This is a genomic window from Chryseobacterium sp. CBSDS_008 (assembly GCF_049959325.1).
In the GTDB taxonomy this organism is placed as follows: Bacteria; Bacteroidota; Bacteroidia; order Flavobacteriales; family Weeksellaceae; genus Chryseobacterium.
This window is the reverse complement of record NZ_CP188202.1, coordinates 1,291,584-1,307,898: the sequence shown is the minus strand read 5'-3', so window position 1 is coordinate 1,307,898 and position 16,315 is coordinate 1,291,584. Positions and strand designations below refer to the sequence as shown.

17 protein-coding genes, 1 tRNA gene and 1 pseudogene are annotated in these 16,315 nt (G+C 34.5%); 9 read left to right on the top strand and 10 right to left on the bottom strand.

What is annotated here, in order from left to right; all coding sequences use genetic code 11:
- Positions 1-18 precede the first annotated feature (18 nt).
- Positions 19-92, top strand: a tRNA-Arg gene (locus tag ACP3T3_RS05815).
- Between the two features lie 450 nt (positions 93-542).
- Here the strand turns inward: ACP3T3_RS05815 and ACP3T3_RS05810 are convergent.
- The 9 genes from ACP3T3_RS05810 to ACP3T3_RS05770 all read right to left on the bottom strand — a co-directional run bounded on the left by ACP3T3_RS05810 (position 543) and on the right by ACP3T3_RS05770 (position 8,419).
- On the bottom strand, positions 543-1,310 hold the full coding sequence (locus tag ACP3T3_RS05810) for a leucine-rich repeat domain-containing protein (protein WP_426478970.1): 768 nt from the start codon (positions 1,308-1,310) through the stop codon (positions 543-545).
- Between the two features lie 280 nt (positions 1,311-1,590).
- Entirely contained in the window at positions 1,591-2,361 is a 771-nt protein-coding gene (locus ACP3T3_RS05805; protein WP_426478969.1) for a leucine-rich repeat domain-containing protein, read from the bottom strand.
- Positions 2,358-2,801, bottom strand: a complete 444-nt coding sequence (locus ACP3T3_RS05800; protein ID WP_426478968.1) for a hypothetical protein — start codon at positions 2,799-2,801, stop codon at positions 2,358-2,360. The genes ACP3T3_RS05805 and ACP3T3_RS05800 overlap by 4 nt, the downstream gene beginning before the upstream one ends.
- Positions 2,802-2,891: 90 nt before the next feature.
- Positions 2,892-3,656: a leucine-rich repeat domain-containing protein gene (locus ACP3T3_RS05795; RefSeq protein WP_426478967.1), complete on the bottom strand. Its 765-nt coding sequence runs from the start codon at positions 3,654-3,656 to the stop codon at positions 2,892-2,894.
- Positions 3,653-4,129, bottom strand: coding sequence for a hypothetical protein (locus ACP3T3_RS05790; RefSeq protein WP_426478966.1), 477 nt, complete (start codon positions 4,127-4,129; stop codon positions 3,653-3,655). Before ACP3T3_RS05790 ends, ACP3T3_RS05795 begins: the two co-directional genes overlap by 4 nt.
- A 69-nt stretch (positions 4,130-4,198) precedes the next feature.
- On the bottom strand, positions 4,199-4,972 hold the full coding sequence (locus ACP3T3_RS05785; protein WP_426478965.1) for a leucine-rich repeat domain-containing protein: 774 nt from the start codon (positions 4,970-4,972) through the stop codon (positions 4,199-4,201).
- Entirely contained in the window at positions 4,969-6,516 is a 1,548-nt protein-coding gene (locus ACP3T3_RS05780) for a hypothetical protein (protein ID WP_426478964.1), read from the bottom strand. The genes ACP3T3_RS05785 and ACP3T3_RS05780 overlap by 4 nt, the downstream gene beginning before the upstream one ends.
- Before the next feature lie 2 nt (positions 6,517-6,518).
- Positions 6,519-7,100 (bottom strand): hypothetical protein, encoded by a 582-nt coding sequence (locus ACP3T3_RS05775; protein WP_426478963.1) that lies wholly within the window; start codon positions 7,098-7,100, stop codon positions 6,519-6,521.
- Entirely contained in the window at positions 7,070-8,419 is a 1,350-nt protein-coding gene (locus ACP3T3_RS05770) for a hypothetical protein (RefSeq protein ID WP_426478962.1), read from the bottom strand. Before ACP3T3_RS05770 ends, ACP3T3_RS05775 begins: the two co-directional genes overlap by 31 nt.
- Before the next feature lie 259 nt (positions 8,420-8,678).
- Between ACP3T3_RS05770 and ACP3T3_RS05765 the strand changes: the two genes are divergently transcribed.
- The 8 genes and pseudogenes from ACP3T3_RS05765 to pelA all read left to right on the top strand — a co-directional run bounded on the left by ACP3T3_RS05765 (position 8,679) and on the right by pelA (position 14,921).
- Positions 8,679-8,999, top strand: a complete 321-nt coding sequence (locus ACP3T3_RS05765; RefSeq protein ID WP_426478961.1) for a hypothetical protein — start codon at positions 8,679-8,681, stop codon at positions 8,997-8,999.
- A gap of 42 nt (positions 9,000-9,041) precedes the next feature.
- Entirely contained in the window at positions 9,042-9,212 is a 171-nt protein-coding gene (locus ACP3T3_RS05760) for a lmo0937 family membrane protein (protein WP_426478960.1), read from the top strand.
- 302 nt (positions 9,213-9,514) lie between these two features.
- On the top strand, positions 9,515-9,967 hold the full coding sequence (locus tag ACP3T3_RS05755; RefSeq protein WP_426478959.1) for a PA2169 family four-helix-bundle protein: 453 nt from the start codon (positions 9,515-9,517) through the stop codon (positions 9,965-9,967).
- A gap of 76 nt (positions 9,968-10,043) precedes the next feature.
- Positions 10,044-10,567, top strand: a pseudogene (locus ACP3T3_RS05750) (type 1 glutamine amidotransferase domain-containing protein).
- Positions 10,568-11,195: 628 nt separating this feature from the next.
- Positions 11,196-11,792, top strand: a complete 597-nt coding sequence (locus ACP3T3_RS05745) for a Crp/Fnr family transcriptional regulator (RefSeq protein WP_426478958.1) — start codon at positions 11,196-11,198, stop codon at positions 11,790-11,792.
- Between the two features lie 213 nt (positions 11,793-12,005).
- Positions 12,006-12,830 (top strand): KGG domain-containing protein, encoded by an 825-nt coding sequence (locus ACP3T3_RS05740; RefSeq protein WP_426478957.1) that lies wholly within the window; start codon positions 12,006-12,008, stop codon positions 12,828-12,830.
- A 71-nt stretch (positions 12,831-12,901) separates the two neighbouring features.
- Positions 12,902-13,522, top strand: coding sequence for a ferritin-like domain-containing protein (locus ACP3T3_RS05735; RefSeq protein ID WP_426478956.1), 621 nt, complete (start codon positions 12,902-12,904; stop codon positions 13,520-13,522).
- Positions 13,523-13,901: 379 nt separating this feature from the next.
- Positions 13,902-14,921, top strand: a complete 1,020-nt coding sequence (gene pelA / locus ACP3T3_RS05730) for a pectate lyase (RefSeq protein WP_426478955.1) — start codon at positions 13,902-13,904, stop codon at positions 14,919-14,921.
- A gap of 136 nt (positions 14,922-15,057) precedes the next feature.
- Here pelA and ACP3T3_RS05725 read toward each other — a convergent pair whose 3' ends face one another.
- Complete coding sequence (locus ACP3T3_RS05725) at positions 15,058-16,164, bottom strand: pectate lyase family protein (RefSeq protein ID WP_426478954.1); 1,107 nt, start codon at positions 16,162-16,164, stop codon at positions 15,058-15,060.
- Between the last annotated feature and the right edge of the window lie 151 nt (positions 16,165-16,315).

Here is a 16,315-nt window from a genome sequence, read left to right as displayed (position 1 = left end):
ATAATTACTCATCAAAATGGCTTCGTAGTTCAACTGGATAGAATATCGGATTTCGGCTCCGAGGGTTGGGGGTTCGAATCCCTCCGAGGTCACAATGGTAAATGAATAACCTGCTGTTTAACAGTGGGTTATTTTGTTTTTAGTGTTTGCTTATGTAAATGGCCAAGATTTTGTGCCAAGGTAAATGTGATAAAATAATGTGTTTGTCTTAACTTATCACTATCATAGCTTCCCTACAAATTTTATTTTTCCTGCAAGACCTTTTCCAGATTCATATTCTATTGGATTAAACTCCTTTGGGGACATTGGCTGATGTCTCGGTTCCTACATTTACGGCTCTTTTTATCTCTTTTTCAAACCTGTTGTCAATATCCGATACATCATAATAGTAGTATTCAGAAGTTGCTCCTTTTCTTACAGTACTGAAGAAATTCTTCTTTTCCAGATTTCTTATCGCAATATTATATGCTTTTTTTTCAAAAGCGGTAAATTCTTTTTACCATCAGTTCCGTAAGGGTTGGATATTGTCAGAATATTTGACGCTACTCATTATAATAAAAAGTGATATTTCTTTTTTCACAGATAGCTTTCACTTCTTCATAATTTTTAAGCTTTAAGCCTTTTGCATTGATTTCATTCAATTTTGGAGTATTTAGGACTTCTATTGGTAAATAAGATATATTCGTACTAGATATATTAATACTTTCGAGATTTTTCATGTTTTTCAAACATTTAGGTAGATTTGAAATACCCGTATTATTAATGGATAAACTAACTAAATCTGAAAGGTTACAGATTTCATTAGGAATATTAAGTAAGTTCTGATTATATGAAAGTAAAATAATTTTTATTTCTTTTAAATTTTCTATTTGAGTGCCAATCTTTTCTATATTGTTATCACTTAAATTTAGTCTCTCCAATTTTTTTAGGTTATATAAAGATTGCGGTATGTTAATGATATTATTATGTGGTAGCTCAATATGAGTTAAGTTACCATTTTTTCCAATATCTTCAGGAATATTATTTATCTTTATTTTTTCAGAAAAAGATTCTATACTTTTTAAATGTTTAAAATTTGAAATCCAAATTGGAATAGAATCAGTATCTGAAAGATATATGTTACGAACATTTTCAAGTCTTAAATATGTAAGCGAATCTCTCCTTGCCCACAAGCTATCAAAAATAATTTCAGTTGTTGAAGTAGGAAACATCCTTAAAGTTTTTTCATACTTATCATACGGCTGTTTATTATACTGCTGACATGAAACAAGTAACGGGAAAATAAAGGTTATATACTGTAGAAATTTCATTGTTAAATTTTTAAATCATTTACAAATATGGCATGAATATAATGAAAAGTAGTCTCTCTACTATATTTATCTAAACCTTCCATTGATTGAATTAACAATCCTGATTCTCGACTACCTTCTCCAATATCAGATAGTGATTCTAGCATTCTGGGAGAATTATTATTTGTCGGGTCTTTAATTGCATCAATTTATCGGATAACACCCCAAAGATCCCCATAACTTCACCTACAATTTTTTTTTCCTGCAAGATCTTTTCCGGATTCATATTCTATTGAATACTTTATTCATGATCATAATAAAAAGTGATATTTCTTTTTTCGCATATTGCTTTCACTTCTTTATAATTTTTAAGCTTTAAGCCTCTTGCATGAATTGTTTCTAGCTTTGGCGCATTTAAAATTTCAATTGGAAATTCTGTGATTTGCGTTCCTGAAATATTTATCCACTCTAAATGTTGTAAATTACCCAGACATTTTGGTAGCTCATAAATTTTAGTATTTTCTAAAACTAATGATTCTAATTTGCTTAATTTACAAATTTCACTAGGCAAATTACTAATAAGAGTATTTCTTAGTGTTAAGCCTCTAAGGTTAAGCAAATTTTCAATATCAGGTGAAAGTTCTTTTATAGGGTTTTTTGAAAGATCTGTTGTTTCTAAATTGTTAAGTTTATAGAAGGACTTTGGTATATTATTTATTGCATTATTAGGAATATCAAACTGCATTAATCCTTTAGCATTGTCAATATTACTGGGTATTCTTTTTATTTTTTTCAATTCATTATTTGTAAATATAATTTTAAGATTTTTAAAATTAAAAAGCCAATTGGGAATTGAATCTGTTTCGGAAAGTAAAACCAACTCAACATTTTTCATGTTTAAATAAGTTAATGAATCTCTTTTAGACCACAAGCTATCTAAGTAAATCTTATCAGGATTTAAAGATGTCATTTTTCTATAATCTTCTTCAAATTTATCATAGGGATCTTTATTATATTTTTGGCATGATAATAATAATGGAGCCAATAGTAAAATCATTATAATATTTCTCATATTTTCAAATCTTTTATATAAATAGCATGAATATAATGATTAATTGTAAAACGGTTATATTTGTCATTTTCTTCAATACTTTGTATGAGTATGGATGTGTCTTTTTTGCCATGACTTTCATCAACCAAATAAGTTTTGAAATCTGATGACCTTTTATCATATTCAAACACTTCTTTTTTCAATATTTTTGTAAGTAATTCTTCAGAAATATCTATAAGATTAAAGCCTAAATTATAATTTTTATTAATTGGATCTTTAATAACTGTTTTTACTTCATCTCTTCCTATTAAAATTGCGTTTTTTAAAATCATATTCCATTGTTCAATAATAAACTCATTATTTTCTGCCATCATTCGGTTTACAGTATCCATTACAAATGGCGGAATAATAGACGGTGGCGGTATCTTGTGGTCAGCAGCTCCTCGTAATAAAGCAGCCATATCGATAACACCCCAAAGATCCCCGTAACTTCCCCTACAAATTTTATTTTTCCTGCAAGACCTTTTCCGGATTCATTCTATTTGAATACTTTATTCATGATCATAATAAAAAGTGATATTTCTTTTTTCGCATATCGCTTTCACTTCTTTATAATTTTTAAGCTTTAAGCCTCTTGCATGAATTGTTTCTAGCTTTGGCGCATTTAAAATTTCAATTGGAAATTCTGTGATTTGCGTTCCTGAAATATTTATCCAATTTAAATATTGTAAAGTGCCTAAACATTTTGATAATTCTTTTATTTTCGTATTTTCTAAAACTAATGACTCTAACTTACTTAGTTCGCAAACTTCTTTAGGGATAGTAGTTAATGGATTATCTGAAACAAATAATGACTTTAAATCTTTTAATTGATTAATGTTTTTATTAATACTTTTAATATTATTATCTTCAATATTGAAATATTCTAAGGAAGTAACTTTATATAAGCTTTCTGGAATTATATCAATATCGCTTTGGGATAAGTTTAGTGTTTTAAGTACCTTTAATGAAGACAGATCTTCAAAAGATTTGATATGACTCTTATCAACAGTATTACTAATAATTGAAAGGCTATCAAATTTTATAATCCATTTGGGAAGATATTTTACTGATTTTAAATAGATAAATTTGACGTTTTTTAATCTTAAATAGCTCAGTGAATCTCTTTCTTTCCATAATTCATCTATAACGATGCCTTTGGTATCCTCAATAGAAGACTCGCGCAATTTTTTTTCATAGAAATCTAATGGTGGAGAACTATATTTCTGACATGAATAAAATAACGGAAGCAATAATATAATTTTCAGGTTTTTCATATTTTTAAGTCTTTTATATAAAGAGCGTGAATATAGTGTTTAATTGTTAAGCGGTTATACTTGTCACTGTCTTCTATACTTTGTACAAGGATTGATGCTTCTTTTGCTCCTTGACTTTTATTGATTAAATACACTTTAAAGTTTACTGAACTTTTATCATATTCTATTACTTCATTCTGTAGAATACTGTTAAGTAGTTTTTCCGATAGGTCGATGAGGTCAAAACCTAAATTATATTCTTTATTTATTCCATTATTTCTGTTTAAAAATTCTATTAAATTCTTCCTGCCATTTAAGACCTCTTTTTGCAGTTCTTTATTCCATTGTTCAATAATAAACTCATCATTTTCTGCCTTCATTCGGTTTACAGTATCCATTACAAATGGCGGAATAATAGACGGTGGCGGTATCTTGTGGTCAACAGCTCCTCGTAATAAAGCAGCCATATCGGATAACACCCCAAAGATCCCCATAACTTCCCCTACAAATTTTATTTTTCCTGCAAGACCTTTTCCGGATTCATATTCTATTGTGTTAATGCTCTATTCATGATCATAATAAAACGTGATATTTCTTTTTTCGCATATTGCTTTCACTTCTTTATAATTTTTAAGCTTTAAGCCATTTGCACGAATTGTTTTTAATTTTGGAGCATTTAAAATCTCAATAGGAAATTCTGTAAGTTGTGTTCCTGAAATAACCAGCCACTCTAAGTTTGACAAATCTCCTAAACATTTTGGCAGTTTTGAAATTTTTGTATTTTTTATATATATATCTTTTATTTTTTGTAATTTACATATTGTTTCGGGTAAACTTTTAATAAGAGTATTATCTAAATAAAGATATTCTAACTTATTAAGATTATTAATTTTATCCGCAATAGATATAATAGGATTACCCGATAAATTAAAGTAATTTAGATTCTTGAGATTATAAATAGAATTTGGCAGAATAGAGACCTGATTATTTGGTATATCAAACTGAACAAGGTTTGATAACTTACCAATACTTTCAGGAATAGATATAATTTTCTTCTTCTCATTGATTACTTTAAATATTCTCATTTTTTCATACTCACCAATCCAGCTAGGAATTGTTGAAGTCTCATTCATTAAGATTAAATCAAGATTTTTAAGTCTAAGATAAGTAAGCGAATCCCTTTTATTCCATAGAGAATCCATGACCATCCTTGTACTATTTTCTATAGGAAAATCTCTTAATACTTTTTCTTTTTCATCATAGGCTGGACTATTGTATTGTTGGCAAGAACATAACAATGGAATAAATAGTAAGATATTTAAGATATTACTTCTCATATTTTCAAATCTTTTATATAAATAGCATGAATATAATGATTAATTGTAAAACGGTTGTATTTGTCATTTTCTTCAATACTTTGTATGAGTATGGATGCATTTATTCTACCGTGACTTTCATCAACTAAATAAGTTTTGAAATCTGATGACCTTTTATCATATTCAAACACTTCTTTTTTCAATATTTTTGTAAGTAATTCTTCAGAAATATCTATAAGATTAAAGCCTAAATTATAATTTTTATTAATATCTGAGTTAACAGCTATTCTAACTGAATCTATATCCCTATTAATGGCAATTTGCAATTCTTTATTCCAACTTTCAATAATAAACTCATCATTTTCTGCCTTCATTCGGTTTACAGTATCCATTACAAAAGGTGGAATAATAGACGGTGGCGGTATCTTGTGGTCAGCAGCTCCTCGTAATAAAGCAGCCATATCGGATAACACCCCAAAGATCCCCGTAACTTCCCCTACAAATTTTATTTTTCCTGCAAGACCTTTTCCGGATTCATATTCTATTGGATTAACTCCTTTAGGGACATTGGCTGATGTCTCGGTTCCTACATTTACGGCTCTTTTTATCTCTTTTTCAAACCTGTTGTCAATATCCGATACATCATAATAGTAGTACTCAGAAGTTGCTCCTTTTCTTACAGTACTGAAGAAATTCTTCTTTTCCAGATTTCTTATCGCAATATTATATGCTTTTTTTTCAAAAGCGGTAAATTCTTTTTTACCAGCGGTTCCGTAAGGTTTTGATAAGGCATTCACTTTATTGGCATACAATCCGTTTTTAATGGCTGAAACATACCAGGGACTTCCATTTTCAGCAGAATAAATTGCAGGCAAAAGATGTTTCTCTGAAGCATGCACGAAAATAATAGGCTCTACCACCGGTCTGGGTTTCACTTTGAGGTAATTCCAGCTTTCCCAGGGTAATTCTGCCACTTCAATAAAGTTATTTTCATCAATATATTTACACCTGAAGTAAAGTTCCAAATCTCTGCCTTCGTCATTGGCCATCATTTTTATCAGTGCATCTTCATCCAACAATAAAGATATTACAATTTCAGAACTTTCATTTAATTTCCAATCCGTTAGCACCTCTTTGTTTTCAGAATCAGTGCTTACTACATTTATTTTTTCATAGCCTTTCGTGTTTTTGTAATCTGCTAATTCTTTATGGGCAAAGCTTAAGATGTAAAGCAGGAAATCAAATTCATCCCATTCCCGTAATTCAAGGTTTACTTTTTTCCCTTCGGGAGACTTAATGTTCTTCATTTTCAGATGAAACTGAACCTTATCACCTAACCGGGCTTCTTTGATTTCCCTGCCTTCTTCATCGGTCCACCAGCCTTTTTCAAAATAGGTATATGAGGATGGTGCTTCCTTTGGCTCTCCGAAATTGGTTCCTCCATCTGCAGTGAAGTAGCTTCCTTGTCCGGCGTATGCTGAAAACTCATCTGTGTAAATAGTCCAGGTTTTACAGTCTATACTATTGGTACTGCCTACTATTCTTGTAATTTTTCCACCTGCCATGTTTAGTGTATTTTAGATTTTTCTCCACTGTTATTTTCAAAGTTTCCCTTTGTATGAAGCTCATTTTTTTCATCAGATACCACCTGTTTTTTCCTGGATTGGTCTGTAACACTCTTTGCCTTGGATTTTCTTTCTCCCTGAGCTGTTTCCATAATATTGGCTGCCATTAGAGAATAATCGGCAACAGCATTCTGCATCATCATTCCTCCTGCGAAACTGCTGTGATTGATTCCCGCTGTTTCAGAAATATTCATCCCGGCATTAGATGTAATATTCATTCCTGCAATCATATTAATGTTTTCCCCTGCATTAAAAGTCATATTCTTAGGCGCAGTTACTGAAATATTTCCCTGCCCATCCATAGAATAAGTATTACCGCTTGGGTCAATAATACGTACACTTCCTTCAGCATCATTCATCAAAATACGGATTCCGCTTCTGGTTTGAATAGATTTCAGGTGATTATTGACTCCGCCTCCCAGTGCAACATTGCCATGAAACATTCCGCCCATTGCAAAAGGGAAATCTGGATGATGATATTCAAAACCAACCATTACCTGGTCTCCGATTTCAGGGATTGCCACACAAATCCTCTGTTCCGGCTTACAGCATCTGTTCCCCCTGCGTCAGGACTCATCATTCTGATAAAGCCTGTGGTATCATTCAACTGCCAATCAAATTGCACCTGTATTCTTCCTTGGTTTAAAGGGTCGACATTCGAGATAACGGTTGCCACCTGTGGCTCTGCTTTAGGCTGTACAAAATCAGGTTTAGGCATGAAACCTGTTCCTTCCGCAATCGCTTCAAAACTTCCTGTATAATATCCTCTTGCATCAACTTCGTGATTTATTTCAGTAATCATTAAAGTAGTAAAATGTGAGGTTTGATTGCTGTCAGGTTTCCTCATGGCTAAATCAGCTACACAGCCAATATATAGAAACGGAACTGTTGTTTCTCCTGAAACTGTAAAAACATCTACGGCCTTACTTCCTCTTGCACTTTTTTGAGAAAGATCCACATCACGAAACATATTGGCATTAATGGGAGTAGGGGTTAATGAGCGGGTTGTAAAGATCGTATCATTGAGTTCATAAGCTTTGGCAGATAACTCACCTACATGCTTGATCCGATTGTCAACACCCAGCATTTTTGTGTGGCTGCTGCTGTTATACCCAAAATATTCAGGCTTTGTGTGAACAGCTTTCAGTTCAATGGTAACATCATTTACATTACTGCCATCAATAAGTTTAATGGGCTTTTCATTAGGTGGCAGTTTTCCAAAGTGCAGTACTTCACCATCATAATAAAACTGCTCTCCGTAGGCTTCTGCAATTCTGGCAAGGTAGTTATAATGAGTCTCACCATACTGTGCACTGTAGTTGATATAACTGTTATTTTGAGCATCTACCCTAAAATCAAAATCATTCGTCCCCAATGTTTCCTTGATAATCCTGTCTGCAATAATGGAAGTATTTACAGATTGACCACCTCCGAAACTTTGAGTATGAGGTGCAGAATCCATCAGAATGGTTGGGCCGTAGCCTTTGAGTACAATGTTTCCCAGACTCATTTTTTCCTTACTGAATGAAACATTCGTAATGATTCCTACAAATGTTCTCTCTGGGTTTTCATGCTCCGGATCTTTGTATTTGAATGTTGCGGTCAATCGTTTTCCCATGAATTGTCTTGCCTGTTCAAGATTGTAGTTTTGGGTTTCATTCAACGAATCATGAGCCAGAATGAGTTCAAAGCTGTGATGGGTTTTAGCACTCTGCTGTAAACGGAAATATTTAAAATGGATAATGGATTTTCCGCCAGCTATAATATCAAGTTTAATGACCCGATTGATGCCCGGAATATGGTTCTCCGAAATCTTCTCTGAATTTGAGATATTTTTTTTCATAAATTGTGTGTTTTAATTATATCACCAAATGTAGATAAAAATAATGCCAAAGTAGATTTTTGTGAGCCAATTTTAAAAAATGTAATAGAACCACGATTTTTATAATAAGGTAAAATCTTATATAGTGAAGCTTCTATGATCCATCAGCAGGCTCTGCTGCAGGCAATTTACTATTTCTCAATAACCAAATCTGTCTAAAAAGTACCACATTTCTTACCTATGGCAAAAAATTTGCAATTATTTGAACAAAATATATCGTATGAACAATACAGTAAAAATAGCATTAGCCCTGGCAGCGGGAAGCTCTTTGCTTTATCTGGGCCTGCGAAAAAAGAGCAAAGCGGGAAAAGTATATCTGGCCCCGGACGGAAATACTTATAAAGAAAATCAGATTTACCGTACTTATGATAACCAACTTTATAAGAATGGTAAAAAATTTCATTATAATGTCCCGGAGACATCTGATGACTTTTATTCTGCCAGTACGAATGACCGCAATGTGAATAAACACATGTATTTATTCAACAAAGCAATACCTAAAGATATTCAATATCATCACAAAGGATTAAGGCATCAATAAAGTCTTATCTTAAACATCACACTAACCACAAAAAATAGTATTATGAGAAATTTATTATGGCTTGTTGCAGTTATCTGCATCGTTGTATGGCTTTTAGGCATGCTGGGAATTATTCCGGGAATGGATACGGGCAGCTTAATTCACACACTTTTGGTCATTGCCATTATTGTTGTTCTGATCAATCTTTTTACAGGAAGAAAACCGCTTAATTAAGTTTAATTACAAATGATAAAAGGCCGTTTCACAACTCGTGAGCGGCCTTTTTTATGCCAGATGACTTTGTTACACGATATCAAGTCATAATATCGAGTTATGAATATTTTTCTTATTATAAATACTGGTTACAATAACTTAAATCAGAAGTTTAAAAAATTGCCGGTTTTTCTTCTATCTCTCGTGAGACTTTAATATTTTCCAGGAATTTTAAGATTTTTTTAAATACCACATCTCTCCAAATAGCCTGTTTAAGGCACGAAGCTTGCAAAGTTTATATTACCATTTTAAAAATATACAATATGAACAACGAAAAAACAGTGTCAGTATTAAACGATTTACTGAACATTACAAATGACAGAATTCAGGGATTTGCTAAAGTTGAGGATAAGGTATGGGATCAGTATCCAATGTTAAGGTCTGATTATGATAACATGGTATCACAATCTCACACCATGAAAAATCAGCTTACCGATCTCATCATGGAAAGAGGAGGCACACCAGATCAGTCAGGATCTGCTGCGGGAGCTATTCACAGAGCATGGATTGATGTGAAAAATTCGTTTGCTGAGGATACAGCGGGTGCAACACTCGGAAATGTAGTATATGGCGAAAGTGCTGCCATTGACGCCTATCAGGACGCATTAGACAGCGGTGATCTGTGTCCGGAAAGTTCCCGGGTTGTGCTTGATCAGCTGCACCAGCTGAAAGCTTCCCATGATAAATTTCAACATCTTGAGGATCTGAAGAACTAGGGTATCTGCTTCCTGATGAAGGAAGCTTTTATAGTTATCATCGGACCATACTTTATTAACTTTAAAAATTAAAATTATGTCAAAAAGAATTGCCATACTGGCTACACACGGCTTTGAAGAAAGCGAGCTGAGCTCTCCTAAAGAATATCTGGAACAGCAGGGATGGACTGCACTTATTGTAAGTCCTGAATCAGAGCCTGGGCAGAAAAGGACTGGGGTAAGGAATATCCCGTAGATCAAAACCTGGAAAATGCAGACGCTTCAGAATATGATGCTCTGGTATTACCGGGAGGGGTAATTAATCCTGATCAGCTGAGAACAAATGAAAAGGCGATTTCCTTTGTAAAAGATTTCTTTGCCCAGCATAAGCCTGTGGGCGCAATCTGCCATGGGCCGCAGGTTCTTATAAATGCCGAGGTTGTAGAAGGCAGAAACTTAACTTCAGTTCACTCCATCAGCAAGGATCTAAAAAATGCCGGAGCTCATTGGGAAGACCGCGAAGTTATTGCAGATTCCGGGCTTGTTACCAGCCGCACTCCCAAAGACCTTCCCGCTTTCAACTCAAAACTGGTAGAAGAGATCAATAAAGGAGCACAGTAGAACTATAAGACGGTATCATGAAAGGGGCATACACCAATATTTATTGCACCTGTTGTTTCGGGGTATGCATAAAAAAGGGCATATAGTTAAAAAAAACATAGTGTCCGTTAATTTTATGCTAAAAAAGGTTTGTATGATCTGCATCATAAATTTTATAGTATTTCTTCCTTAAATTTATATCAGATATTTATCATAATTCTTTATGATAGAAATATATCAACCATATTACAAATAACACCAAAAAATATTGTTATGAAACCTATTATATTATTGCCCTATTATTGGGTAGATGTTTTCGTCGTCACCTATAAATATCTTTCTCGTTGTTGGCGTACAAAAGCTAACCAATTTAAAGAATCTACAAACGTTGCAAATTTACCCTATAAACCGAGTCCTCCGGAGCATCACATGGTGCTATTGTAACTGACACTATTTATACAAAGTTTAACAGCAGATTATCTTTTGAAAAGTAATGATTCCATCATCATGAATTTAAATATGCTGTTAATGTCTTAACAAACAATCCTATTTATAATGCTGATAGAATGACTTCTAAAGTAAGCATTGAATGTACCTAATAAATTTTTCTAAGATGATCATTAAAATTTATTAACAGTAAAAAAAAATTATGGTTATTAACGAAGAAATCTTAAACTCAGCCGGCGCTGGGTTAAAAAAATACAGACCTGAAGAAGCTATTTTTCAAGAAGGTGATACAGCATTATATTATTACCAGATAGTAAATGGAGGCGTAAAACTTAATAATTGCAATGCAGAAGGCAAAGAATTTATTCAGAATATTTTATTTGATGGTCAAAGTTTTGGTGAGTCACTGTTGTTTGGTGACAAACCGTATCCAATGAATGCAGTTGCGATCTCTCAATGCACTATTTTGAAATTAAGTAAAGATGATTTTTTAGAAATATTAAAAATGCATCCTCCTCTGTTTTTCGATTTTTGTAAAGTGTTGTCAGACAGGCTTTATTATAAATACATCATGCTGCAAAAGAATTCTCTGGAAAGTCCGGAAGAAAGACTTATCAGCGTTATGAATTATCTGAAGAGTTTTCAGAAGAATCAGTATATGTTTTCTTTTCAGATACCTCTGACCAGGCAGCAACTTGCCAGTCTCACAGGAATCCGGGTGGAAACTGCAATTAAAACAATTAAGCGTATGGAGAAAGAAAAGGTTTTGAAAATTATTAACAGAAAAATTTTATATTAATTCGTGTGAATATGATGTCAATCATAAAAGACAGTATTAAACCATTGTAAATTTGTGTAACAATCTGATTAAATCTACAGTCTTCCTTTAATGGAAGCTTCAAAAGCTTTTCGGCTTAATAAATTATCACCATTAAAACCAAACCATTGCTTTTCTGATACTAGTTAAGAAAGGCATTACATCACTTATATATTAATTTAAAACATTTTAGTTATGAACACTAGAAATTCAAACAATCGTAGATCAAGAAGTAACTCTTCAAACAATGAAAGATCTACTTTAGAGGAAGTTTATCAATTAGGTTATGACCATGGTTATAACGATGCGTCCGAAGACGAAGAGTATGATGATGATTTCTCAGAGTATGAGGATTATTATGATGACTATGAAAATAGTTATGATGACGACGAAGATGAGGATTATGATGACGACTACGATGATGACGATGAGGATTATGACGATGATTATGATGATGATGACGACGACGATGATGATGATGACAACAGAGGAAGAAATTCTGGAGGCAGAGGAGGTTCCCGCGGTGGCAGCCAGCAGAGAGACAGCCAGGGAAGATTCACTTCAGGTGGAAGAGGAGGATCTAGATCGGGTTCCGGTTCTGGTTCCAGATCGGGCTCATCAGGAAGAGGAAGGTCTTCTTCGGGTTCCGGAAACGGCACTTCAAGAAGAGGCTTTGCTTCCATGAGTAAAGCAGAGCGTACGAGAATAGCCCGTATGGGTGGGGAAGCTTCTCACGGTGGAGGAAGATCTTCCAATTCAAATACCGGAAGATCAGGTTCCAATAGCAGTTCAAGAGGATCAGGTTCGAGAGGATCCGGTTCAAGATCAGGAAACAGCAGTAATTCAGGATCAGGACGTGGTTCCGGTTCAGGAAGCGGAACATCAAGAAGAGGTTTTGCTTCTATGAGTAAGGCAGAACGTACGAGAATAGCCCGTATGGGAGGACAAGCCTCTCATGGTGGTGGAAGGTCTTCAGGATCTGGCAGGTCAGGATTCGGCGGAAGACGTAATAATTCATAATTTTTTTAGATTACCTCTTTATACTGTTAAAGAGGTAATCTTTTAACTCATTTCAAACACCACATCATATCATGGCAACAAAAACAACAGAAAATAACAATACAGCTGCATCTGCAGCCTCCACAACAGGAGGAGCTGCAACAGCAGAAAAAAAGTTGAAAACGGACAATGCTTCGGCAGAAAAAGAGGAAATGAAAAATTCTTCCCTCCATCAATTTTTTGTAAGCTCTCTTAAAGATATTTATTTCGCAGAAAATGCCATTATAGAGGCTTTGGAGAAAATGCAGGAAGCCGCAACAACAGAAGAGTTGAAAGATGCTTTTGAAGACCATCAGCTTCAGACCAAAAAACATGTAAGCCGGTTAGAAAAAGTATTTAAGCTCATTGATGAGGATCCTGAAAAAAAGGAATGTGAGGCTATAAAAGGAATTATAAAAGAAGGGGAAGAAATTATAAAATCTACAAAGGAAGGATCTATGACCCGTGATGCAGCCCTTATCATTGCCGCACAAAAAGTTGAGCATTATGAAATTGCCACTTATGGAGGTCTTGCGCAGCTTGCCATTACCATGGGGCATGATAAAGCCGCAGATCTGCTTGAAAAAACACTTCAGGAAGAAGAGGATACTGATGAGAATCTTACAGAAATTGCGGAGACATTCATCAATTTTGATGCAGAACAAGAAGATTAGATTCTTTAATGATAGTGCCATATAGGTGTTGAGCTTATATGGCACCTTTTATTTTAATGCAATATAAGGCATAAAATACATATTTTTTACTGTTTATCTTTTAATAACCCGAATCATAGAAAAAATAATCTTAATTGGAGAATTCATAGATTTAGGAGTATTTGAAAGATAAAATATCATATCTTTCACTTATTGTGCCTTTTAATTGCTAAATTATTTATATTTTTGGCTTATTAACATTTGAATAAATTATGAATATCCGGATTCTTAGATTGATTTATGCAATCGATTGCATTTTGCTTTAAGATAAAAAAGAATTATAGGAGATGGAGAGTGGTAGTATTTCATAAAACTATTTTGTCTAATTTCTAATTATAAAATGAAACTGAAAATATTTACATTGGCATTAGGGTTATTGGCTGTTCATTATTCTGCGCAGGCAAAAGATACCCTGGCCGAGAAAATGATGATCTATCAGCTTCCCAATGGAGGGTGGGGAAAACAGCTTGTAGATAAATCGGTGGTTAACTATACACTGCCGGTTGACAAAGCGCTTTTAAAAAAAATAAAATCTACAGGTGATGATCATGCCACTATTGATAACAATGCTACTTCAAGGGAAATCAATGCATTGATTAAAGCGTACTCAGCAACAAAAAATCCCGAGTATGTACAGGCTGCGGAAAGGGGAATCCGCTATCTCATTCTTATGCAGTACGATAACGGAGGTTTTCCTCAGTATTATCCCAATACAGGGCTGTACAGAAAACAGATAACTTATAATGATAACGCGATGATCAATGCGCTGACAGTTCTTTACAATGTTGCGGAAGCTAAGGGTGATTTCAGCGCAGTCTCTTCATCATTAAAGGAAAAATCAAAGACTGCCGTACAAAAAGGAATTGAATGCATTTTAAAAACCCAGGTTCTTCAGAAGGGTATTCCTTCCATCTGGGCAGATCAGTATAACGAGATTACTCTGCAGCCGGATAAGGCAAGAGCTTTTGAGCCTGTTTCATTAGCGACCGGAGAATCGGTAGGAATTGTAAGGTTTTTAATGCTTCAGCCAGTAACTCCTGAGATTGAAAAATCAATAAAAGCTGCGATACAGTGGTTCAGAAAGAATAAAATAGAAGGGTACAGTTACAATGTGACGAAACAAAATGGAAAAACAGTAAGGGTATTAGCTGAAGATAAAAACGCTGTGATCTGGGCGAGATTTTATGATATTCATAGCAATAAACCCCTGTTTGGAGACCGTGACGGAAGTATAAAATACAATTACAATGACGTTTCAGAAGAAAGAAGAAACGGATACAGCTGGTTTGGTGATTTTGCGGAAAAGCTTTTGGCAAAAGAATACCCGAAATGGCTGGAAAAAAATAAAGTAAGTGAATAGCTGATATTCAGTAGGAGCGGGCATCCAATCCGTTATTTTTTCAGATAGCTGGATTTTAAACTCCTGTAAATAAAAAGAGTATCTCATTTCTGAGATACCCTTCTTCTTTTATGACTGCTATTATTAAAGTCTTCTGCTAAAATGCATCACAAACATTCCCACCTAAAGTAGCTCCTGCATTGGCGGTAACATCTGCTTTTACATCTGCTGTGTTAAGTTTAGTAATGCTGTAGGGCGGGGTGAATGCTGTTCCGCTTCCTGCCGTATTTCCGGTAACGTTGATAAAGCTGCTTCCGGATTGGGTTACCGCTGTAAATCCGGTCATTAAACTGATGGGTTCTTTTACATTTTCAAAAACGTTTCTTTCTACCAGGATATTAGCCTGCACTCCGGCAGCAATGCATTTGTTGCTTACAGAGCTGTTAAAATAACTGTTCAGGATATGAATCTTACCGAATCGTACTCTCGGCATGCGCTCTCTGCATCCCGGTGCCCACCAGCAGCGAACAAAAGTCACATTCAGTTTTCCGGCGTCAGCAGTGGCGCCGTCGCTGGATCCGATAAGATTGGAGAATCTGTGGTCATCTGTTCCTCCCGAACCGCCTGGTTTTGGTGCTTTCAGATAATGGAATTTCGTATAGGAAACTGTAATATAATCAGACTTATTCTTGATGTCAAAATTTCCGTCAACACCATCTCTGAATTCACAGTGATCTATCCACACATTCCGGCAGTCGTCCAGGATGGCATTATCCCATCCGTCGGTATCATAGGCTCCCGGACCTTCGAAAATAAGGTTTCGGATAATGATATTATTGCATCTTTTAATATTGATAATTCCTGAGCCATCTTTGGTCTGGTCTGTAGAAACCAGCCTGGCTCCGGCTGTTCCGTATATTGTTTTTCCTGTCTGATCCTGAAGTGATAAGCGGGCAGTGACCGTAATGGTTCCTGTAACTTTGATCACTTTTACAGCTGTATTTTCAATAGCGGCTTTTAATTGGGCATACGTAGAAACAGTTGTTTCTGCTGCTGTTCCGCCACCGGTAGTTCCGCCGTTTTGTGAAGCCCATCCCGGAGCAATACAATTGGCTAAAGGAACGATCTTTTGAGTCAGAGAACTTTTAAGGCTGGCTTCTTTCTCTGCCATATCGTTATTGATTTCTTCCTGACCACATCCGGTCAGGGCAAAAGCTGAGCTTAGAACGGCTGTCAATAAAGCCGATTTGAACATTGTTTTCATAGTTTATATTTTGTGATTTGTTTTGATGTGAAATTATAAATTCAATATTAAACTAATTTATATATTATTATATTGGCGTTTATATAATTATAATATTAATTATTTGTATTGGTTAATCGATTGCATTTTATCATTAATTTATTTATAAAAA